This is a genomic window from Metabacillus sp. 22489 (assembly GCF_052044855.1).
Lineage (GTDB): Bacteria > Bacillota > Bacilli > Bacillales > Bacillaceae > Metabacillus > Metabacillus niabensis.
On sequence record NZ_JBQENT010000035.1, the window covers coordinates 24,137 to 46,808 of the forward strand.

A 22,672-nucleotide genomic window follows, 5' to 3' on the forward strand; every position below is an offset into this window, starting at 1 on the left:
CGAAATAGGAGAGAGTTTTTTATGAGAGTTGATAAATTATTAGCAAATGTCGGCTATGGTAGCCGTAAAGAGGTAAAAAAACTCCTTAAAACGGGTGTAGTTGTTGCGGATGGAATCGTTATAAAGGATCCGAAAACACATGTTGACCCCGAAAAACAACAAATTACAGTTAATGGAGAAAAGATTGAGTATAAAGAATTTGTATACCTTCTTATGAATAAGCCTGCAGGATACTTATCTGCAACAGAGGATGACTACCAGGAAACGGTCATTGATTTATTAGAAATGGAAGATGCGATACTCCAGCCTTTTCCGGTCGGACGACTTGATAAGGATACTGAAGGCTTATTGTTTCTAACAAACGATGGGCAGCTTGCACATCAATTACTTTCACCAAAGAAGCATGTGCCAAAAACATATTTTGCGACTATTTTAGGTAAGGTGACAGAGGCGGATATCGATGCCTTCAAGCAAGGTGTAGAGCTTGATGATGGCTATGTAACTAAAACAGCAAAGCTTGAAATTCTTTCAGCAGGGAATCAATCAACGATACATGTCACAATTACAGAAGGAAAATTTCATCAAGTGAAGCGGATGTTTGAAGCTGTAGGCAAAAAAGTAACCTATTTAAAACGGATATCGATGGGGCCAATTGTATTAGATGAAGAAGAATTGAATTTAGGAGAATATCGCGATTTAACCGATGAAGAGGTAGAAGCTCTAAGACAGGCACAACCAATTGATTTGTAAAGCTTTGGAATATAAATGGATGATTAAACAAATTGATAAAACGGAGTGGAGCAAAAAAGAGGAACCTTAATTTTAAGGTTCCTTTTATGTATAATTAGTTTTTTTCGTTTCTTAAGAAGACATCTTTACCTTTTTCTTTGTAGTGGCCCATTTACCTCTTGTTGGGCTGTGTACCAAATCGTTATACGCTAACACATTTAAATCACGCTGAATTGTTCTTGGTGTTATACCAAATTCATCAACAAGTTGTTGTGTGGTCACGGTACCACGCTCATTAATAAACATGTAGACAGACTTGATTCTGGTTAGCATACGGTTTGTTGAAGGTTTCAAAAAACCACTCCTTATCGTTTGATCGCACTGGCAATGCCGACTACAACCTTTCGATGACTGCAACTTCAGATGTTCTTCTAACATATCTTAATGATTGGTAAAGCGTTATAACAATATTTTACACGAATTCGACATGGAAAATCCATAGAAATGATTAAATTTACAAAATATTAATATTTTTGCATTACCAAAAGGACTACTACTATAGCTTTCTTACACTAAATTTATATGACGATTATTCTAACTTGTATGACAGTAAAGTGAAATTCTTTGCTTGATTTTGAATCCTTTTTATTGGAAAAACGTATGTAAATATAAGGAGTGAGCAAAGTGGATATTTTAAATATTTCAATTGAAAAAGCTGGATATGAAGAAAATCAATCCATTATTCATGATGTCCAATTTTCCCTACATGAAGGTGAACTAATTGGAATTATCGGCCCTAATGGTGCTGGAAAGAGTACAACGATAAAGACATTATTAGGAGTAATCGAATATGTAGAGGGGGAAACTTGGAAACGAGAAGGAAGTACATATGCTTATATACCCGAACGACCAATCTTTTATGATCATTTAACATTGTGGGAGCATCTAGATTTATTAGCTTCTATCAACGAGATAGATGACAAGACTTTGGAGGCAAGAGCTGAAACATATTTAGAAATGTTTAAAATGGACAGTGTAAGACATGAGATGCCAGCTACTTTTTCAAAGGGGATGCAGCAAAAAGTAATGATCATTCAGGCTCTATTATTAAAACCAGATTATTATATTGTTGATGAACCATTTATTGGACTTGATCCAAGTGCGATAAAAATGTTTATTCATGTAATGGAGGAAGAAAGGAAGCGTGGAGCTGGAATACTTATGTCAACACATGTGCTTGATACTGCTGAGAAAATATGTGATAGATTTCTGTTAATTTCTGAAGGGACTGTATTTGCTCAAGGAACATTAAGAGATATCCAAGAGAAAAGTGGATTACGAGATGGGTCGTTACTTGACTGTTTTCATCTTATGGCTGAAGGTAGGTTATATGGGTGAGTGGATATCAGCTATTTTATGGACGGTTAAAGCAGGATCTTCGCAATCAATGGAAGATCATTCATTCCATTTTTGATTGGACAATTATCGTGTATCTCCTCATCCCTGCACTCGTTTTTGGGGGGATTATGTATTATTCCTGGTGGCAAGCTCCGCCTACATGGCTTAAAGGCTTTTCGATTATCAGCTTTGCATTTATAGGTTTTTTCCTTTCATGGCAAGGGATGATTCGCACTTTTATGGAAGAGGCTGATCAGTTATATTTATTACAGCATAAGGAAAAGGTAATCCAGATGAGGTGTTTGGGGGCTATCTATTCTTTCGTTTTATTGCTAGTAAAATGGGTAATTGTTTTACTTCTTCTTTTACCATTAACAAAACATTTTAATGAATGGAATGTAAATCTATTAATTACAACGATTTATTATTTTTTTAGTTTAAATTTATTTATTTCTACATATAAACAGCTTACGTTTCGATATCACTTCTGGAAAAAATGGCTTGTGATTTCGTTTGCTGCTATTTTATTAGGTATTTTAACTTTCCTAGTTATGAATCAATCATCCGTGATAGTTCTTCCTGTATTAGCGTCTGTTTTATGCATTTTTTCAATTAGACAGCTGTACATATACCAAAGGCAATATCGAACCTTTTCTACAGATGTTGAAAACGAAAAAATGAAAAAGGTGAAATTATCATCATTCATTTTAACTATAAATCCAGAAATACATATGCCAAAACAAAAGCCTAAAAAGCGCTCAATTATATTATGGGGTCGTTCGGAAAGGATTTTTAAAAGTCGAACACCTGTCAATGGTGTTACAGAATTATTCATCAAAGCGTTCTTAAGAGAAAAGACGTATATTTTTAACTATATTCAGTTTATATCTTTAACATCGGCACTCATTATTTTATCACCAATTTGGTTGAAGTGGGGGGTCTTTATAGCGTTTTGGTTCTTTTTTCAGGAATGGCTTCGTTTATTATTTCATGAGTTAATTAAGCAAAATCCATACTTTGTCATTGAAAAGGAGAAGAAAGATTATCTAATTCAGGCACAAGGAAAATGTAAAAGAATTTTTGCTTCACCAGGGATTATTTTTCTATTTATCGTTACTAGTATAACGACGGGGATAGCAATTATTTTTTAATGGTTAGTTTGGCCTAGACTTTTCAATTTCATGATTTTTTCTATCGCTGTTTAAGCTCTCCTTTTTGCTTCTTGTCTGAGGAGAGCTTTTTCTCGTATTTTAATAGAGTCTATGTGTGTAATATTCATAAATCAACAATATGCTTGTAACAATGTTTAATTAAGACAATCAATAGATGGAGAAACACGTTTGTTTTTCCAGGAAGTGATTCATGGTATCCTTAATGTATATACTAGTAGCATCACCTAATTTATCGGAGGGAACGTATTTTGATTAAATTAAAAAGCAAACGAGAAATCGATTTGATGCATAAGGCAGGGCAATTGCTTGCAAATTGTCATAAAGAAATTGCCAAGCGAATTAAACCAGGTGTAACGACATTTGAAATCAACTCTTTTGTTGATAAATATTTGTCTGAGCATGGAGCAACCCCTGAACAAAAGGGCTATAAAGGCTATGAATATGCAACATGTGCATCAATCAATGATGAAATATGCCACGGTTTTCCACGACATACGCCGTTAAAAAATGGCGATATTGTTACAATAGATATGGTTGTAAATTTAAATGGTGCTTTAGCTGATTCTGCATGGTCATATGCAGTTGGAGAGGTTTCAGATGAGGCAGCAAAGCTTTTACAAGTAACAGAGGAATCATTAAATCGTGCAATTGAAAAGGCTGTGATTGGGAACCGACTTGGAGATATTGGGCATGTGATTCAATCATATGTTGAAGGAGAAGGGTTTTCGGTAGTCAGAGACTTTACTGGCCACGGTATTGGGGAAACGATACATGAATCACCGACTATTTTGCATTATGGAGAACCGAACAAAGGTCTACGGATAAAGGAAGGTATGGTCTTTACTATCGAACCGATGGTCAACATTGGTTCTTGGGAATCAAAAATGGACGATAATGGTTGGACGGCAAGAACTATAGATGGGAAGCTTTCAGCACAATACGAGCATACGATTGCAATAACGAAGGAAGGGCCGATTATTTTAACAAAGCAATAGAACTGGTAAAAGAGGGGGGGCTCAAACCCAAGGGGTTCAGACAACTCATATATAGAATGAGGTTAGTTTACTATAAATGGTGTTTGTTGGAGGGGGGCCGATCCTTTTGAGTCACCTCTTTTTGTTTTTTTATCATGAATCTATTCTTGTCAGAGAAATACATAAAACGATATGATATTTCATATAGTCATGTACAAATGGGGGCAAATATGGAATTAGATATTTCAAAACATTCACTACCAGTTTTTGAAGCACTTGCAAGCAATGTTCGCATCAATATTATTCATTTATTAGCGGAACAGCCAAGAAATATGAAGGAATTGGCTGACGCGTTAGGCTTAAGCAGTGCGATTATAAGTATGCATGTAAAAAAATTGGAGAAGGCAGGAATAATTCGAACCGACCGGATACCTGGTAAGGGAGGAGTTCAAAAATTATGTGTTCTTTATGTAGATAAAATGGAAATTACGTTTCCAACCAAACAACAAGTAAAACAAGAATACCATCAAACAGAAATTTCAATCGGTCATTATACAGATTTACAAATAAGACCTACTTGCGGGTTAGCTACTCCAGAGAAGATTATAGGTGAGTTTGATGATCCTCGTTACTTTTTTGATGGAGAACGTGTAAATGCAAAAATTCTTTGGTTTTATCAAGGATATATTGAATATAAAGTTCCTAATTATTTACTTTCAAGTCAGCATCCGAAGGAATTGGAAATATCTATGGAGCTATCCTCAGAAGCACCGTTTACAAATAGTAATTGGCCGTCTGATATTGACTTTTATTTAAATGATGTTCATTTAGGTCAGTGGACTAGCCCTGGAGATTACGGTGATAGTCGGGGGAAATACACACCGTCTTGGTGGCCAAGTGTTGTCAATCAATATGGGCTCTTAAAGAAAATTAGAATTACAGGCCATGGAACATATTTAGATGGAAAACTATTCTCAAATGTTACATTGAACGATGTTGCTATTCGCGAAAAACAATGGACATTTCGAATTGCTGTTGAAGAGGATAGTGTTCATGTTGGTGGAGTAACTTTGTTTGGGAGTGGGTTTGGGAATTATAACCAGGATCTAGTGTTTCAGCTTTTCTACGAAAAAGAGAATTAATCAACTTAAAGAAAAAAGAGGGTGGCTCAATACCAAAGGTTCAGACCCCTCAAACACAATATATAGACTTATATATCAGTGTTTGTCGGAGGGGTCTGAACCTTTTGAGTTACCCTCTTAAAAAAGCTAAGTTAATGGCCACCAATAAATGCGAGTTGGATAAAGAAAAGAATAGCAAAAATATAGACGAAAATGTGAACTTCTCTCCATTTTCCTTTTGCGATTTTTACTAATGGATAAGAGATAAAGCCTAGAGCAATACCTGTAGCGATGCTTGACGTTAACGGCATACTTAAAACGACAAGAAATGCTGGAAATGCTTCATCAAGCTCCTTCCAATTGATTTCGGCAATTGCACCCATCATTAAACTTCCGACAATAATAAGGGCTGGAGCAGTAATTGCTGATAAATTTGAAACTGCACTAATTAATGGACTAAATAATAATGTTAAACCAAATAATATTGAAACAGTTAATGTCGTTAAACCAGTACGACCACCTGCAGCAACTCCTGAAGAGGATTCAATATAAGCACTTGTAGGGCTTGTTCCAAACATTGCACCAACTGTTGTAGCTGCTGAATCAGCTAATAACGCAGTTCGTGCTCTTGGAAGCTCATTTCCTCTCATTAAGCCTGCTTGTTGAGCAACTCCAATCATCGTACCTGTTGTATCGAAAATTGTAACTAATAGGAATGAAAATACAACGGCATAAAGACCGTGTGAAATAACATCACCGAATGCTGTAAATGGATTTGCGACAATAATTCCTTCAGGAAGGCTTGGGAGAGAAACGAATCCATCTTTAAATTCAAGCTGACCAGTAAAGAAAGCGATTATGGCTGTAATGACCATTCCTATAAATAAAGCACCATGGACATTTAAGCTCATTAACACTAATGTTATGGCTAGCCCGACAATAGCTAAAATAACAGATGGTGAATGAAGATCGCCAAGCTTCACTAGGTTGTTTGGATCTGCTGTTATAATTCCTGTTAAACGTAAGCCGATAAAGGCGATAAATAATCCTATACCTGCTGTAATTCCATGCTTTAAATTATTCGGGATTGCCTCAATTAATTTTTTACGGAAAGGTGTTAACGATAAAATAATGAAAATAATTCCAGCAACAAACACAGCGGAAAATGCTGTGGAATATGTAATATTTTCATTTGCACCAACAACAGAGTAAGCGAAATATGCATTTAATCCCATTCCTGGTGCAATTGCAATAGGGTAATTCGCTGCTAAAGCCATCCAAAGTGTTCCGATAATGGTAGCAATTATCGTTGCAGTGAATACTTGATTAAATGGAACCCCTGCGTCAGATAATACGATCGGATTAACAACTACTATATAAACCATCGTTAGAAAAGTTGTAATACCTGCGAAAATTTCTGTTCTGACCGTTGTCTTATTTTCTGCTAGTTTAAACATATGTACCCCCGTTATACGAACGTTTTTTCAAAACATATATAATAATATTCGTTATTTATATATTTTGCAATAGTTTTTTTATTATTTACCTAATGATTCTTTATCTTAGCAAACAAATACGCTACGATTTTGATATTAGTATGTACGGGAAAAGAAATAATAGACCATTAAGACCGTTTCTTTTGCTTATTTTATCTACATACTAATATAGTAGAAGAATGTACAGAGTAAATGGAGGTTAATCGTTATGAATTGGAAACAAGAAGTTGAAGCTAGAAAAGATGATTTAATTAATGATGCTAGGGCATACCTTCAAATCAAAAGTGTTCTAGATGAAACAACTAAAAGTGATTATGCTCCTTTTGGAAAAGGAATAAACGATGCATTTAATCATTTATTACAACTCGGTGAGGATTCAGGTTTTCAAGTGAAAAATTTGGATGGGTATGCTGGTCATATTGAGTTGCCAGGAAGCGGTGAAGAAATTGTAGGAGTCCTTTGTCATGTCGATGTCGTTCCTGAAGGTGATGGCTGGTCAAGCGATCCTTATGGTGCGGAAATTAGAGATGGAAGGATTTATGCGCGTGGTGCACTTGATGATAAAGGACCGACGATTGCTGCATTTTATGCGATGAAAATTGTAAAGGAGCTAGGTCTCCCGTTAAAGAAAAATGTGCGAATGATAATAGGAACAGATGAGGAAAGTGATTGGCGTTGTGTAGAGCATTATTTTAAACATGAAAAAATGCCAACAGTAGGATTTGCACCAGATGCTGATTTCCCAATTATATATGCAGAAAAAGGGATTATCGATTTAAAGTTAAAGCACACTGCTGATATAAAAGATGAATCACATGGGATGAAGCTTAAATCTTTTCATGCTGGATGGAGATTTAATATGGTACCAGATTTAGCAGAAGCAACTGTAATTGTTAATGAAGAAATAGCAGATATAAACAAGTTATTTACTGACTTTTTAACTAAGGCCAATGTGTCTGGTGAATATAAATATTTAAATAATGAATATATGTTTTCGGTAAAAGGGAAATCAGCTCATGCGATGGAGCCAAATAATGGTGTAAATGCTGGAATTGTATTGGCAAGCTTTTTACATACTTTACAAATAAATGGCAAAGGAGCACATTTCGTTTCGACGATTGATCAGATTTTCAAAGATGACACAAGAGGGGAAAAACTTCAAATTGCATTTTCAGATGACATAAGTGGTGATTTAACGGTTAACCTTGGCATCATTTCTTTTGAAGATGAAGCAGGGGAAATTGGGATTAACATTCGCTACCCTGTAACAGGTAATGCTGACAAAGTAAAGGCAGGATTTGAGCAAATAGATGGTTTTGAGTTAAATTTATTTAATGATTCAAAACCACATCATGTCGATGAGAAGCACCCACTCATTAAAACCTTACAGCGTGTTTATGAAGAGCAGACAGGAGAAAAATCAGAATTGATAGCGATTGGTGGAGGAACTTATGCACGTTCTCTTGATGCTGGTGTTGCATTTGGACCGTTATTTCCAGGGAGACCAGATGTCGCTCATCAAAAGGATGAATATATAGAGATTGAGGATTTACTGAAGGCAACAGCTATTTATGCACAAGCCATTTATGAATTAGCAAAATAAAGAAAAGTAGATGGCTCGTGTGGGTCATCTATTTTTATTTAAGAAAACTAATAAAAGTAAAATTGTCACAAAAGAGGGTACAGCGAGTTATCTTATTTTTAGAGGTTTAGAATAGTAGCTTTATGCATTTAGGGAGACGTTTTTAATAGATTTTTTTTACAATGAGGAGAACGTGGTAAAGTTATAAGAGAAGAACTGCTTCCTCTCTTATAACTAAATGGAACAGCTTTTTTATAAATTAAAATGAAAATACATCAGTAGATAAGTATCTTTCACCCGTATCAGCAATCATACATACAACGACATCATTAGGTGTTAACCGCTTTGCAATCTCAATTGCTGCATAGCAAGCTGCACCTGACGACGGTCCTACTAGGATTCCTTCTTCACTCGCTAAGCGTCTCGTAATGTCATATGCTTGGTCATCTTCAATTTTAAGAATTTCATCATACACATTTTCATTTAGAACTGAAGGGATAAAGCCTGGACTTGTTCCAACTAATTTATGCTTACCTGGTTTACCACCAGAAAGAACAGGGGAACCAGCTGGTTCAACGACATGAACTTTTAAGTTTGGATAATGTTCCTTCAACGCTTCACCTGTTCCGGTTATTGTTCCACCTGTTCCAGCAGTTGCAATGAAAGCTGATAATGGTACTCCGATAGAATCCATTGCTTCAATAATTTCGGTTGCCGTCGTTTTACGATGAGCGTCTGGATTAGCGGAATTATCAAATTGCATCGGCATAAAACTATTTGGAATTTCCTTTGTTAGTTGCTCTGCTTTACGAATTGACCCTTGCATTTTTTCGTCACCAGGAGTTAGGACAACCTCAGCACCATATGCTTTTAAAATATTTATCCGTTCCTGTGTCATCGTATCAGGCATTACTAGTATAGCTTTATATCCTCTTGCAGCAGCATTCATCGCAAGCCCAATTCCAGTATTTCCACTAGTCGGTTCGATTATAGTTGAGTTAGGCTTTAATAAGCCCTTCTTTTCAGCATCGATAATCATATTATAAGCAGCGCGATCTTTTACACTTCCGCTTGGATTAAAATATTCGAGCTTTAAATAAACAGCAGCTCCATTTTCAGGATTTAAACGATTTAATTTGACTAAAGGGGTTTGACCAATTAGGTCTGCAATATTGTTTACAACTCTCATTTAAGACACTTCCTTTAAAAATTGCTATATTCGGACAAGTAAGTCATATAAAATCATAACATAACAAAAATAAAAAACCTATTTGAATGGATATCATTCTAAATACATCAAATATTGCTATAGGTTTTATATGATGGAAAAGTAGGATAGAATAATCTTCAAGTAATAATTCTTTGAAGGGAGTTTCACATGGATCGACAATTTCATTATTTTCTTGCTGTTCCAATTGCTAAGGATCAAAAAAGCTATTTACATAATTGGGTAGTTCAACATAAAGAACAGTATCCTTTTAAATCATGGGTTCATCAAGATGATTATCATATTACTTTGGCTTTTTTAGGTGCCGTAGCCTCTCCTCAACAATTAGCTAACTTAAAAAATCAAGTTTCACATATTGCACAAAGCCACTCACCTTTTGAATTGAGTTTATCTGGAATTGATGTGTTTGGTAAAAAAGAATCCCCTAGAATACTGTGGGCTGGAATAAATGAATCATCATATCTTCATTCTTTACAAAGACGGGTATTCCATACATGTATCGAAGTCGGCTTTTCCCTTGATAAAAAACCATTTAATCCACATATTACGTTAGCAAGAAGATGGAAATCAGAAGTTCCATTTCAATATACAAATGAATTACGACACATATTTGAGGCTGATAAGCAGACGTTTCTAGCTGATAAAATTCACTTATATAAAACCCATTTAGATCGAATTCCTAAGTATGAAGCAGTCGAAATCTTTTCTTTAAAAGGGTGAATTTATTAAATTTCACTGTAAAAAATTTAATTCAATACGATATAAAGAAGAGGAGCGTCATACAAACGGAACTGTTAACGAATTTTTTAAATATATGAAATAACATGGAATAAAGGAGCTGATTAACGGTTGGCACAATTAATAAAATTATATGATTACATTTCTCGTTATGAGCTCGATGCATATCGTTATCCTAGTCAATTTATACGGTTTAAGAAAAAACAATGGGCGAAGGTCTATGATGCTTGGAAAAGTAACAGATTTCATACCGTTATGAAGGTTAGTGAGCCGGAGTTTACACCATTTATGGATGATGGGGAAAAGAAATCGCTTTTAAAGAAATTAAAAAGTAAATTATCAAAGGAAGAGCCAAGCATCCAAACAATAAAACCTTTGGTTCAAGATGCAGCTCTTGATGATGATGAATTGCAGTTCCAATTTACTACTGTTCCTAAATCTGAAAATGATCTCAAACTTTTGTTTTTAGATTATATATTTCGTTTTCAAATTCGCTGGGCTAGCTCAACTCTTCGTGAAAAATCTTCTGTCGATAAGAAGGTTTATCGTGATAGATTATTACAATATTTTATGCAGCGATTACCAGATCATTATCTTTTGTTGTATAAACCGGTTTTTCTCATGAAAAATGCACCAGTAGAATTAGATTTGATCATAATTGGAACAACAGAAGTTTATTGCTTAACAGTTGTTGAGCATCTTAATGAAACCATTTATACAGGTTCAAAAGATAAATTTTGGCTTGCTAGAAACGGAAATGATACGAAAAAAATCTTGAATCCCGTAATAAGCCTTAATCGAACGGCAACGGTAGTCCAAAAGGTGTTATCAGTAGGTGAAGCAGATTTACCTGTAAAGAAAATTATTGTAAGTCGCAACGGATATATTGATTATCCATTTGCTCCACACGATATCACATTATTAGATAAAAGGACATATGGACAGTGGTTTAATCGGCTACGAAGCTCTTCTGCACCATTAAAGCATATTCAATTAAAGAGTGCTCAAGTATTGTTATCACATTGTCTAACAAATTCCTTTTATCGAAAGGAATGGAATGAGCAATCATCAGATGAACAACATATAGATTAAGCTAAAAAAGGACAAGAAGAAGCTTGCCCTTTTTTACTATCTACTCTTTCTATGATTAGTAGAGTACACAATTAATAGATTTGAAAGTTTCCGAAGGATTTTAAGCTTTTTATCGAGGATATGAACACAAATAAACAAATGACATAAACTAGTAGAGATAACGGAGAAGCGAATATGAATGGTTTATTTTTTATAATAAATCCCGTAGCGGGGAATGGTAAATCAATCAAGATTTGGAAGAAGATAAAAAAAGAACTAGAAAAAACGAACATCACCTATCGTACATTTCAAACAGAGTATTCTGGTCATGCAGAAGTTCTTGCGAGACAGGTAGCCACAATTCAAAATTATCATTTAAAAACAATAATAGTTGTTGGAGGAGAAGGGACGATTCATGAGGTTATTAATGGATTAGCGACATTTCAAAAAGTTAAGATAGGTTTTATTAATGCTGGAAATGGCCATAACTTGGAAAGGGAACTACAATTACCTTCACATCCTGTTAAAGCGCTGAGAAGTATACTCCAAAAAATGAACAGGCGTTCCGTCCAATATGATGTAGGTGAGATAAATTGTGAGGGGAAAACAAGTAGTATACACTTTATCCGTTCTCTTGAAGTTGGAATTAATGTAGTAATCCAAAAGGAAATCGATATGTTTCCACTTAAAAGAATAATGAACTTTCTCCATTTGCATTCTTTTATGTTTATCATTTGTCTTTTAAAGGTATTATACCAATACAAACCAACTTCACTAAAAGTTCATTATGATGGAGAAATGGTTGAATATGAAAATGTTTGGTTGTCTACTGTTTCGAATCTGCCACATCGATTTAACAAAATGGAGATTGCGGAAAATACAAACCCAAAAGATGGTTTATTAGATGCGACGATAATACACAGTCTAAGTCGAAATCAAATAATTTGTTTATTCTTGTTTAATATGAAAAGTAAGAAATGGAGGGAAGATGCTATTTCAACATTTCCCTGTACATCAATCAAATTATACGGAGATAATTCTCCTGTATATGCAGATGGAGAGCATATTGGTGAAGGACCAGTTTCAATTTCTGTAAATAAATCGAATGTAACACTAATAAAATAGTTGTTTAGCGGGGGTGGCTCGGTTGCTTAAGGTAAATAGGAAGTATGAAGCTTATTTAGACCGAATGAATGAAATTGTCATCCTACTACCTAAAGAAATGCAAAATGAAAGAAAATCATTTTTTATTGAACATGTTAATGGAAACCATCCATTAGACATTATCGATGTGTTGGATATCGGTAGCCATATTAAATATAGTTGTCAGCATCAGCTTGAAATTGTATTTGGTAAGACTGTAATGATAGTGGATGAAAATGGTGTTTCGACAGATCTGCAAGTAGGTGCAGTCATTCGAACGAATGAGTTTGATCAAATGTTTCGCTACGATGGAGACGATTTAGGAGTTACGTACAAAAAAGAACAAACACTTTGGAAGGTTTGGGCACCAACAGCAACAGCGGTTAAAATGAAACTTTATCAACAAGATAAACAGCAGGTTGCTGTGTATGAAATGGAAAGGCATGAGAATGGAGTTTGGTCTCTTACTTTACAAGGTGACTTTGAAGGATTTTTATATACATTTCTAGCATGTGTTAATCTCGTTTGGAAAGAGGCTGTTGATCCGTATGCAATTGCTGTTTCGATTAATGGTGAATACGGTGTTATTGTTAATAAAGAGAAAATAGCTGTTTCATCAAAAATTCTGCCTCCTTTCCAAAATAAAAATGATGCAATCATCTACGAAGCTCACATAAGAGATTTTTCTAGTCATCACGATAGTGGAATGACCCAAAAAGGAAAATACGCGGCATGGTTAGAAACGGATACTAACAATCAAGCGAGTGATTCAACAGGCGTCTCATATTTAAAGGAGTTAGGAGTTACACATGTAGAGTTATTGCCTATTAATGATTTTGAGGAAGTTGATGAATATCATCCGAACGATCGATACAATTGGGGATATAATCCATTACATTTTTTTGCTCCTGAGGGAAGCTATAGTTTAAACCCTGAAAATCCAACAGAGCGAATAAGAGAAGTAAAAGCCCTGATTCAATCTCTCCATAATCATGGAATTAGAGTTATATTAGATGTAGTTTATAATCATGTGTACTCGAAAGAGAATTCCTCCTTCGAGAAACTAGTCCCCGGTTATTTTTTTAGATACGATGAAAATGGAAACGCTTCAAATGGGACTGGTGTTGGTAATGATCTTGCTTCTGAGCGGTTTATGGTAAGAAAATTTATCATTGATTGTGCATGTTATTGGATGAAAGAGTATGATATCGACGGTTTTCGCTTTGACTTAATGGGAATCCTTGATGTTGATACAATGTCAGAACTAAAAGATAAAATATACGCATTAAAGCCTGATTCGATTCTGCTAGGTGAGGGATGGGATTTGAATACACCACTTCCAATTCATCAAAAGGTAATCACACAAAATGCAAAAATACTTCCATCAATTAGCTTTTTTAATGACCAATTTCGCGATGTTGTAAAAGGGAGTACTTTTAATCTTTATGAAGCTGGATTCGTACATGGGCATGAAGGTGTTTTCGAACAAATGAAACAGTTAGTATGTGGCTCTCCTTCACGTTTTAGTGAACCAATACAGTCCATTAATTATGTTGAGTCACATGATAATCACACGATGTGGGATCGATTCCTGATCTATTCAGAACAAGAATCAGTTGATATACGGATGGCAAGACATCGTCTAGCAACAAGCATTGTCCTTCTATCCCAAGGGATCCCTTTTCTTCATGCAGGCCAAGAGTTCTTTCGGACGAAGCAAAGAGTTGAAAATAGTTATAACTCACCAGATGAAATCAATTGGATAAATTGGAGTGATAGATCGCGATATAAAGAAAATGTTGAGTATGTTAAAGGACTCATTCAAATAAGAAAAATGCACGGTGCTTTTCGCTTACCAAATTATGAGTTAATTGAAAAACATGTTACTTTTATCGATGTTCAACAAAATCTTCTATCGTACCAATTAAAAGATGTCGGAGAATTTGGTCCATGGTCGCAAATAATTGTTGTACATCATAATAAGATTAGTCATGAGTTTAAAATCGACTTACCAACTGGAAAATGGTACTTAATGATAACTCCTGATACTATTCATTTAACAAGTCCGATAGGTGTTGAAAACGATGTAGGAATTAATAAAATAGGAACGTATGTTTTTTGTAAAATCTAGGCTTTTAGTTTTGCTTGACTATCATTATCCTATGGATATAAAATTTATAAGGATGGCTATTGTGCAATTTTCCATAATCACCAATAGCTATCCTTTTTATTTCAGTTAAATGAAATTATTTTAATATTTTATTATGGTTGCGCGGGTCAATGCCTAATCAGTAAGTTATGTAGGAAAAGTACCTAGTAAAACCTAATAAGTGGTACAATACTAAAGTTAATGTAAAATATTAAATGATAGATGATGCAAGGCGTATACGCTTTTCTAAATTGTCTAGCATAAGCAGCATCTAGCCCCTCGAGGTCTCAAGCCTTGTCGGGGCTAAGCAACGCTTATGCTTTTCGATAAATTCTTAAATGAAATGTTGGGTTGAAATTGAAGGGAAACTGGTTGGAACAAGTATTAGGTAGTGAATGGAAAATAACTCCTGCTGGGGGAGCGACAGGTAATTCATTTTTTGCAACAAGGGATGGACAGGAGCTTTTTTTAAAGCGAAATAGTTCACCTTTTTTAGCTGTGCTTTCAGCGGAAGGGATTGTTCCAAAGCTAATTTGGACAAAGCGGATGGAAAATGGTGATGTTATTACAGCTCAACATCGCTTAGTAGGACGTGAATTAAAACCATCTGATATGAAAAGTTCAAATGTAGCTGAGCTTCTACAAAAAATTCATCATTCAAAAGAGTTATTAAATATGTTAAAACGTTTAGGGAAGCAACCGCTCACTCCTAACAAAATACTTGATGAAATCCAGCAAGCAGTTGCATTTGAAAAAATAAAGCAGCCTGAAATTATCCAAGCAGTTGAATTACTTGAGACTCAGCTTCCTGATGTTCAATGCCAGGATCAGGTCGTTTGTCATTGTGATGTCAATCATAATAACTGGTTATTAACTGATACGAATCAGCTGTTTTTAATTGATTGGGATGGTGCAATGATTGCAGATCCTGCAATTGATATTGGAATCCTTTTATATTGGTATATTGAAGAAGCTGATTGGAAGGATTGGCTGTCATCCTATGGCTTGGAGTTAAATGATCAGCTGCTTAAACGAATATATTGGTATGTGTTATTACAAGCAATAACATCGTACTTATTGTATTATGCAAAAAATAATGTCCAAGAAATGCAAAATTGGATCGAGCATATCAATGTCATTATGAGTAAAATGAACAAGAATTAACTAAAAGTATCAATATCTTGTATCCATTGTGAAAGTTCATTCTGGTGTGATTGGATATGTTGGTTCAGTGAAGTGGAATTTTTTCCAGACTGACTGTACGTATAAATGTTTTCCAGAATCGCTTTCGTTTGCTGGTCCGTACTGGTATTTGCCATTAATGACTTTACAACTCGTTCTAATTGCTCGCATTCAGCTACTGTTCCGCAGCATTCACTTTGATGCTCAGATAAAATATCTTTAATTAAATTTAATTGATCGTTGTATTGAATTGGCATTTAAAAATCATCCTTTCATAATGAAGCTATTGAAAAAAAGTCCTATGTTAACTGTAGACAAGCTTATATAGATATAACATGCCAAATTAATTAGGAATTATACAGCCCAGAGAATTGATGACGATCGTTTGTTATTGGGAAATATAAAGAAATAAATTATTTGTTTAGTTTTTTCATGGTCTCTTTAAGAGCAAATTTTAATTGATAGAGGTGTCTTCATGCGTTTACGACATAAGCCTTGGGCAAGTGAGTTTATCGCCCAGCAATCTAATTATGCTATTGCAAATCCTGAGCAACATAAAGGGAAATGGCATGAGGTATTTGGAAATAACAATCCTATCCATATTGAAGTTGGTACGGGGAAAGGACAATTTATCGTCGGAATGGCACAGAAAAATCCTCATATTAACTATATAGGGATTGAGCTTTTTGACAGTGTTATAGTTGCGGCACTTCAAAAGGTAGTAGATTTACAGCTGCCAAATCTAAAGTTGTTAAATGTTAATGCAAAGAACTTAACAGAGTACTTTGCAGACAATGAAATTGAACGGGTATATTTGAATTTTTCCGATCCATGGCCAAAATCAAAGCATAGTAAGCGCCGCCTTACGTATAAAACATTTTTGGCTTTATATGAGAAAATTCTTGTAAAAGGCGGAGAAATCCATTTTAAAACAGATAATCAAGGACTTTTTGAATTTTCATTAATAAGCTTTTCCGAATATGGACTACAGTTGAAGTTCTTAAGCCTTGATCTTCATAATAGTGATTATGAAGGAAACATTATGACGGAATATGAAGAGAAATTTTCAAGTAAAGGTCAACGGATTTATCGTGTAGAAGCAAAATACATGAATGAATAAAAGCAAAGGAAACGGCATTTATGTCATTTCCTTTTTTTGTTTATGTTTAAGTCATAAAAGTGTGACATGAACTTCCTTTTTGAATTTGAATATATTCTCATCGATGATAAGTACCACACATCGTACGAGATGAAAAAATGACATAAAAATATGATAGAATAACATGAGGGGGGTTGGAAAATGGAGACATTAAAAATTGGTCAAACTAAAATTTCATGGTTAAACGGTGGTGTAACAAACCTTGATGGTGGGGCAATGTTTGGGGTTGTGCCAAAACCATTATGGTCGAAAAAATATCCGGTAAACGAGTTAAATCAAATCGAACTTCGAACAGATCCTATCCTAATACAAAAGAATGGCTTACATATTTTACTGGATAGTGGAATTGGTAATGGAAAATTGAATGAGAAGCAGTTAAGAAACTTTGGAGTTTATGAACAATCGTCAATTGAGGAATCATTAAAGGCTTTAGGTTTAACTGTTACAGATATTGACATTGTTATAATGACGCATATGCATTTTGACCATGCATGTGGGTTAACCAAATGGAAGAATGATAAGCTTGTCTCTGTATTTCCAAATGCGAAAATCGTTACTTCTTCGATTGAATGGGAAGAAATGAGAAATCCTAATATACGCTCACGTAATACATACTGGAAGGAAAATTGGGAAGCAGTAGAAGAACAAGTGGAAACTTTTGAATCTTCAGCTGTTATAACCGAAGGGGTTGTCATGCATCATACAGGTGGTCATAGTGACGGTCACAGCATTGTGATTATTGAAGATGGTGGAGAGATGCTTGTCCATATGGCAGATTTAATGCCTACACATGCACATAAAAATCCATTATGGGTGTTGGCCTATGATGATTATCCGATGGATTCCATTCAAAATAAACAAAAATGGATACAATATGGACAAAGCCATCAAGCGTGGTTTATTTTTTATCATGATGCTTTTTATCGTGGAATAAAGTGGAATGATGAAGGGGCTATTATTGACAGAATTGAACGAAAAAGGGATTAATCGGTGAAAGGAAGGACATGGTAATGTGCCCTTCCGGTTACCTTATGCAATTTGTTCGACATGAATTATCGCACCTGTCTTCGTGTCGACAAAAGCTTCATATTGCTCACATAGATTATCAACTGTTCTAGAAATACCAGCTTTATATACATCAAATGTTAAATGATTAGTTTCATACTTTTCTGGTATTGTATAAATCCAAGAGCCGTCGATAGGGCCCTTTTGTTTAAATGCCTTTTTCACAATGTCTAATGCTTTTTCAGATGAAATTGGGCGCGTTTTTATGTTTTCTTTAAGAATGTAGGTTGCTACTACACCGAGTCCTAAACCGAATAAGAAATATTTACCTTTCAAGGTTGTCACCTCTTCCATGATTTAATAAGGAATATGAGAACACAGTATGTAAAGTTAATTGGCAAAGAATTATGATTTGACATTCCTATCAATTCGTTCAGATAATGATTTAAATTAGTTTTGTTGTCCGTAAGTTGAATAGGTTCCCATTCTAATTATAACATGTTTTTATTTATACCAATAAGATAGTGAACGAAATGAAAAATTGGCGCATAAAGCGCTTGAAATGAGGGTGGAAAATGAATAGTGAAACGTTACAATTATTCAAAACTTTAACAGAAATTCCAGGAACGTCCGGTAATGAACACCAGGTTCGTGCCTTTATGAGAAAGGAACTAGAGCCATTATCAGATGAAATAATACAAGATAAATTAGGAAGTATTTTTGGTGTTCGTTATGGAAAGAAAGAGGACCCAGTTATTATGGTAGCTGGGCATATGGACGAAGTAGGATTTATGGTAACCCAAATTACAGATAACGGGATGTTACGCTTTCAGCCATTAGGTGGCTGGTGGAGTCAAGTTATGTTAGCCCAGCAAGTCCAAATTATTACGGAAAACGGTCCTGTTATTGGAGTTATAGGTTCCATTCCACCACATTTATTAAGTGAGGCACAGCGTAATAAGCCGATGGATATCAAAAATATGTTAATCGATATTGGTGCAGATGATAGGGAGGATGCTAAGAAAATTGGAATTAAGCCAGGTCAACAAATTGTGCCAATAAGTCCATTTACGCCATTAGCAAATCCGAAAAAAATATTAGCAAAAGCTTGGGATAACCGGTATGGATGTGGTCTCGCAATCGAATTATTAAAAGAAACGAAAAATGAAACTTTACCAAATACTCTTTATTCAGGTGCAACCGTACAAGAGGAAGTTGGCTTAAGAGGAGCTCAAACAGCAGCTACAATGATAAACCCTGATATTTTCTTTGCGTTGGATGCAGGTCCTGCAAATGATATGAGTGGTGATAAAAAAGAATTTGGTCAATTAGGTAAAGGTGCGGTTTTAAGAATTTATGATCGATCTATGGTTACACATCGTGGATTAAGGGAATATATCCTTGATATGGCTGAAACTCATAATATTCCTTATCAGTATTTTGTATCACAAGGTGGAACAGATGCGGGACGTGTTCATGTATCTAATAAAGGAGTACCATCTGCTGTTATTGGCGTATGTGCCCGCTATATACATACATCTGGATCAATCATGCATGTTGATGATTATGCAGCTGCAAAAGAGTTATTAATTAAATTAGTAAAATCATGTGACTCTTCAACAATTGCTTCTATCAAAAATAACGCATAAGATAAGTTTTATGCTTTAGCTCGTTTTTTAAATTGTTTTTAGCCCGATTGGAGCTAACCTGCGAAGCTCCTGATTTGAGTATGTGGAACAGGTTAGCTAAGGTGTTTGTGTATACAACTAAGCCTTTGGTGGTGAGAATCAACCATATGTTAATACTTAGTTAAAACAACAAAGTCTGAGGAACAATTAGGTTGAAAATGGAACTATTGTGAAAGAAGGAAAACGAAGTGAAAATTGCTATTGGGACGCAAAACCCAACAAAGGTAAATGCAGTAAAAAATTCCTTTATGCCCCATATTACTGCTGAATTCTTTTCAGTAAATGCCCCATCGAATGTATCGGCACAGCCTCTATCAGATGATGAGACAATAGAAGGAGCTATTAACAGGGCATTTAATGCTCGTACTGCTATACAAGCTGACATTGGTGTTGGGTTAGAAGGCGGATTAATCAAAACAAAACAAGGGTATTTCCTTTGTAATTGGGGTGCAATTGTTGATCATAAGCTCGAACCAATAGTTGCAGGTGGAGCAAGAATTATTGTCCCTAATGAGATTGGCAGATCGGTATTTCATGGCAAGGAATTAGGTGATGTAATGGACGAGTATGTAAATCTACATAAGGTTAGACATAATCAAGGAGCAATTGGGATTTTTACAAATGGTCTAGTTGATCGTACCTCAATGTTTACACACCTATGCGACTTATTAATAGGGCAGTATTTATATCAGCAACAACATTCATAATGGAAAAGCGGCTATGTGCCGCTTTTTTTGTAGGGAAAATCTCCTTTTCAAACAGTTTTCTTGTCACAATAAAAAAAATAAGGGTATCATAAAAAGGTACTAATTTCCTAGTAAAGCTTATGAGGAGGAGAATCGTGAAATTATTAAAGTCGCTTATTTTAGTATTATTTTTGCTGCTTGCAGCCGGTTGTACTCAATCAAAGGCTGATATTAAAGAGGTATCTATAGATGAAGCAAAGCAAGCTTTTGAAAATAATGGAGAGAAGCCAAATAATAAAACTGAGCAATTTTCTTTTTATTTACCTGAGAATTATAAGGTTGAGAAAGCGGATAAATATAATGTCATATTAGCCAAAGGTGCACAAAGATATATTTTATTTGTAAATGAAAATGAAGAGGAAAATAGTCAGGTTTCATATGATACTTTAGTTAAGCAATATGAAAATCCATTTATATCAAAGACGTTCAAGAAAAATGACAAGCTAGGCTATTTATTTGTTCATGAACTAGATTCTAAAAAATATGAAGTAACAGTAGGAATTGGTGGAACAAAGCTAACAACTGAGACAGAGCTGAAAAACATAAAAGAGGATACGAGAAATATAATGATTATTGTTTCTTCCATTCAATAACTTGAAAAGTTCGTTCACTGGAAACTAAAGAGGCATTCATATACAATAAAGATTGGATTGTCGTTTTAGTAGTTAAACAAAATAATAAGACTTATTTATAAACTGGAGGTATATAAATGAAAACATTACAATCTATAGAAGAATATAAACAAATAATTGAAGGTGAAAACATCATTCTTATGTTTTCGGCAGATTGGTGTCCTGATTGTCGGTTTATTGAGCCGTTTTTACCAGAATTAGAACAACAAAATAGTGAATTTACATTTTATTATGTTGACCGTGATCAATTTATTGATTTATGTGCAGAACTAAATGTGTTTGGCATTCCAAGCTTTGTAGCCTTTAATAACGGAAAAGAAATAGGAAGCTTTGTAAGTAAAGACCGAAAAACACAAGAGGAAATTCAAGCATTTATTAATGACTTAAAAAACTAACTCGATGATTCACTCTTTAGGAGAGGAGGTAGCAGCATGAAAATGACATCAAAAAAGTTAGTGGAAATGATAAAAGAAAAGCTAAACCATTCTTCATTTACATTTGACTTTGATAAAGAAAAGGATAGCCTAAGAATAGTTGATGAACAGTTATCCAAAGGAGTTACTCTATCATTACCTGGAATTATCGCAAAATGGGAAACAGCTAAAGACAAAGCGATAGAAGAGGTAGTTTATTATGTTGAAGAATCCTTAAAAGCGATGAAGGAAAATCAAAATCTCGCTGGTAAGGAAAAATCAATATTTCCCGTGATTCGTTCAACATCATTTCCTGTTAAAAGTAATGATGGTATCCCATTATGCTTTAGTGACCATACAGCTGAAACACGTATCTATTATGCTCTAGATTTAGGAAATACGTATCGACTTATCGATGAGAAAATGATGGATAATGAAAATTGGACAAGAGATTATGTGAGGGAAGTATCGAGCTTTAATTTAAGATCATTAAAGACGGTTGTAAAGGAAGATCATGTTGCAGGAAATGTTTTTTATTTCCTGAATGCAAATGATGGATATGATGCAAGTAGAATTTTAAATGAAAGTCTATTACAATCTTTCAAGGAAAAAATTGAAGGGGAAATGGCTGTAGCAGTTCCACATCAGGATGTCCTTATTATTGTAGATGTTCGTAATAATACAGGCTACGATATTTTAGCTCAATTAACAATGAGCTTTTTTGCAAGTGGGACTGTCCCGATTACTGCATTATCATTTTTATACGATAATGCTAAATTAGAACCGATTTTTATATTAGGGAAAAATCGTTCGAAAAGCTAAAAGAGTAGTCGGTATCATATCTTTGCCCATAAAGTTTGAATCTAGATCGAACAATTTAATAGGTTTAATATAAAAAGAGGTACTGAGGAAACCATCCAATATTAAGTCCGGATAATTTCCCCTGTTAAACCTCTTTTTTCTTTTAAAGGATGATTCCATATTATCTAATTAATAAGTTTTAGTAGGAGTTGGGGATCTTATACATATTTGCTAGTCCAAATGAA

General features: G+C 34.7%; 23 protein-coding genes. 18 read left to right on the forward strand and 5 right to left on the reverse strand.

Annotated elements, in window-relative coordinates:
• Positions 1-21 precede the first annotated feature (21 nt).
• A complete protein-coding gene (locus tag ACTJJ9_RS18210) occupies positions 22-750 on the forward strand; it encodes a pseudouridine synthase (protein WP_145581725.1) in 729 nt (242 codons plus the stop codon).
• 111 nt (positions 751-861) lie between these two features.
• Here ACTJJ9_RS18210 and ACTJJ9_RS18215 read toward each other — a convergent pair whose 3' ends face one another.
• The gene (locus ACTJJ9_RS18215; RefSeq protein WP_046590011.1) at positions 862-1,083 is read right to left on the reverse strand and encodes a DeoR family transcriptional regulator; all 222 of its coding nucleotides are present in this window, start codon (positions 1,081-1,083) and stop codon (positions 862-864) included.
• Between the two features lie 330 nt (positions 1,084-1,413).
• Here ACTJJ9_RS18215 and ACTJJ9_RS18220 point away from each other — a divergent pair, with 330 nt between their 5' ends.
• From ACTJJ9_RS18220 to ACTJJ9_RS18235, 4 genes are all read left to right on the forward strand, one after another.
• The gene (locus ACTJJ9_RS18220; RefSeq protein WP_145584233.1) at positions 1,414-2,127 is read left to right on the forward strand and encodes an ABC transporter ATP-binding protein; all 714 of its coding nucleotides are present in this window, start codon (positions 1,414-1,416) and stop codon (positions 2,125-2,127) included.
• On the forward strand, positions 2,124-3,278 hold the full coding sequence (locus ACTJJ9_RS18225) for an ABC transporter permease (protein WP_186324285.1): 1,155 nt from the start codon (positions 2,124-2,126) through the stop codon (positions 3,276-3,278). Before ACTJJ9_RS18220 ends, ACTJJ9_RS18225 begins: the two co-directional genes overlap by 4 nt.
• 269 nt (positions 3,279-3,547) lie before the next feature.
• Complete coding sequence (gene map, locus ACTJJ9_RS18230; protein ID WP_145584229.1) at positions 3,548-4,294, forward strand: type I methionyl aminopeptidase; 747 nt, start codon at positions 3,548-3,550, stop codon at positions 4,292-4,294.
• A 209-nt stretch (positions 4,295-4,503) separates the two neighbouring features.
• On the forward strand, positions 4,504-5,415 hold the full coding sequence (locus tag ACTJJ9_RS18235; protein ID WP_095301680.1) for an ArsR/SmtB family transcription factor: 912 nt from the start codon (positions 4,504-4,506) through the stop codon (positions 5,413-5,415).
• A gap of 131 nt (positions 5,416-5,546) precedes the next feature.
• On the opposite strand, the gene ACTJJ9_RS18240 is transcribed toward ACTJJ9_RS18235, so the two are convergent.
• Complete coding sequence (locus ACTJJ9_RS18240) at positions 5,547-6,851, reverse strand: NCS2 family permease (protein WP_145584226.1); 1,305 nt, start codon at positions 6,849-6,851, stop codon at positions 5,547-5,549.
• A 247-nt stretch (positions 6,852-7,098) separates the two neighbouring features.
• On the opposite strand from ACTJJ9_RS18240, the gene pepV reads away from it, so the two are divergent.
• Positions 7,099-8,493 carry a dipeptidase PepV gene (gene pepV / locus ACTJJ9_RS18245; RefSeq protein ID WP_440768796.1) on the forward strand — a complete coding sequence of 465 codons (1,395 nt, stop codon included), beginning with the start codon at positions 7,099-7,101 and terminating at the stop codon, positions 8,491-8,493.
• 238 nt (positions 8,494-8,731) lie between these two features.
• Here the strand turns inward: pepV and cysK are convergent, their stop codons facing one another.
• Positions 8,732-9,661 carry a cysteine synthase A gene (gene cysK, locus ACTJJ9_RS18250; RefSeq protein WP_440768797.1) on the reverse strand — a complete coding sequence of 310 codons (930 nt, stop codon included), beginning with the start codon at positions 9,659-9,661 and terminating at the stop codon, positions 8,732-8,734.
• Positions 9,662-9,850: 189 nt separating this feature from the next.
• On the opposite strand from cysK, the gene thpR reads away from it, so the two are divergent.
• The 5 genes from thpR to ACTJJ9_RS18275 all read left to right on the forward strand — a co-directional run bounded on the left by thpR (position 9,851) and on the right by ACTJJ9_RS18275 (position 15,965).
• Positions 9,851-10,420: an RNA 2',3'-cyclic phosphodiesterase gene (gene thpR / locus ACTJJ9_RS18255; protein WP_145584220.1), complete on the forward strand. Its 570-nt coding sequence runs from the start codon at positions 9,851-9,853 to the stop codon at positions 10,418-10,420.
• 129 nt (positions 10,421-10,549) lie between these two features.
• On the forward strand, positions 10,550-11,530 hold the full coding sequence (locus ACTJJ9_RS18260) for a nuclease-related domain-containing protein (RefSeq protein WP_145584218.1): 981 nt from the start codon (positions 10,550-10,552) through the stop codon (positions 11,528-11,530).
• Between the two features lie 174 nt (positions 11,531-11,704).
• Positions 11,705-12,634 (forward strand): YegS/Rv2252/BmrU family lipid kinase, encoded by a 930-nt coding sequence (locus ACTJJ9_RS18265; protein ID WP_145584216.1) that lies wholly within the window; start codon positions 11,705-11,707, stop codon positions 12,632-12,634.
• A 13-nt stretch (positions 12,635-12,647) separates the two neighbouring features.
• On the forward strand, positions 12,648-14,783 hold the full coding sequence (gene pulA / locus ACTJJ9_RS18270) for a type I pullulanase (RefSeq protein ID WP_440768798.1): 2,136 nt from the start codon (positions 12,648-12,650) through the stop codon (positions 14,781-14,783).
• A gap of 369 nt (positions 14,784-15,152) precedes the next feature.
• The gene (locus ACTJJ9_RS18275) at positions 15,153-15,965 is read left to right on the forward strand and encodes a phosphotransferase family protein (protein ID WP_145584212.1); all 813 of its coding nucleotides are present in this window, start codon (positions 15,153-15,155) and stop codon (positions 15,963-15,965) included.
• Here ACTJJ9_RS18275 and ACTJJ9_RS18280 read toward each other — a convergent pair.
• Positions 15,962-16,240 (reverse strand): YtzH-like family protein, encoded by a 279-nt coding sequence (locus tag ACTJJ9_RS18280; protein WP_095301671.1) that lies wholly within the window; start codon positions 16,238-16,240, stop codon positions 15,962-15,964. The genes ACTJJ9_RS18275 and ACTJJ9_RS18280 overlap by 4 nt on opposite strands.
• Positions 16,241-16,458: 218 nt before the next feature.
• Here ACTJJ9_RS18280 and trmB point away from each other — a divergent pair, with 218 nt between their 5' ends.
• Both trmB and ACTJJ9_RS18290 read left to right on the forward strand, forming a co-directional pair.
• Entirely contained in the window at positions 16,459-17,103 is a 645-nt protein-coding gene (trmB, locus tag ACTJJ9_RS18285) for a tRNA (guanosine(46)-N7)-methyltransferase TrmB (RefSeq protein ID WP_095301670.1), read from the forward strand.
• 180 nt (positions 17,104-17,283) lie between these two features.
• Positions 17,284-18,129 (forward strand): YtnP family quorum-quenching lactonase, encoded by an 846-nt coding sequence (locus ACTJJ9_RS18290; RefSeq protein WP_145584210.1) that lies wholly within the window; start codon positions 17,284-17,286, stop codon positions 18,127-18,129.
• Positions 18,130-18,171: 42 nt separating this feature from the next.
• Here ACTJJ9_RS18290 and ACTJJ9_RS18295 read toward each other — a convergent pair whose 3' ends face one another.
• On the reverse strand, positions 18,172-18,483 hold the full coding sequence (locus ACTJJ9_RS18295) for a PepSY domain-containing protein (protein ID WP_145584208.1): 312 nt from the start codon (positions 18,481-18,483) through the stop codon (positions 18,172-18,174).
• A gap of 239 nt (positions 18,484-18,722) precedes the next feature.
• Between ACTJJ9_RS18295 and ACTJJ9_RS18300 the strand changes: the two genes are divergently transcribed.
• The 5 genes from ACTJJ9_RS18300 to ACTJJ9_RS18320 all read left to right on the forward strand — a co-directional run bounded on the left by ACTJJ9_RS18300 (position 18,723) and on the right by ACTJJ9_RS18320 (position 22,448).
• Positions 18,723-19,796 carry a M42 family metallopeptidase gene (locus ACTJJ9_RS18300; RefSeq protein WP_145584206.1) on the forward strand — a complete coding sequence of 358 codons (1,074 nt, stop codon included), beginning with the start codon at positions 18,723-18,725 and terminating at the stop codon, positions 19,794-19,796.
• A 227-nt stretch (positions 19,797-20,023) separates the two neighbouring features.
• Entirely contained in the window at positions 20,024-20,542 is a 519-nt protein-coding gene (locus ACTJJ9_RS18305) for a DUF84 family protein (RefSeq protein WP_095301681.1), read from the forward strand.
• Positions 20,543-20,676: 134 nt separating this feature from the next.
• Positions 20,677-21,174 (forward strand): hypothetical protein, encoded by a 498-nt coding sequence (locus tag ACTJJ9_RS18310; RefSeq protein ID WP_145584203.1) that lies wholly within the window; start codon positions 20,677-20,679, stop codon positions 21,172-21,174.
• 116 nt (positions 21,175-21,290) lie between these two features.
• Positions 21,291-21,608 (forward strand): thioredoxin family protein, encoded by a 318-nt coding sequence (locus ACTJJ9_RS18315; RefSeq protein WP_095303351.1) that lies wholly within the window; start codon positions 21,291-21,293, stop codon positions 21,606-21,608.
• 36 nt (positions 21,609-21,644) lie between these two features.
• On the forward strand, positions 21,645-22,448 hold the full coding sequence (locus ACTJJ9_RS18320) for a DUF1444 domain-containing protein (protein ID WP_145584201.1): 804 nt from the start codon (positions 21,645-21,647) through the stop codon (positions 22,446-22,448).
• Positions 22,449-22,672: the final 224 nt, after the last annotated feature.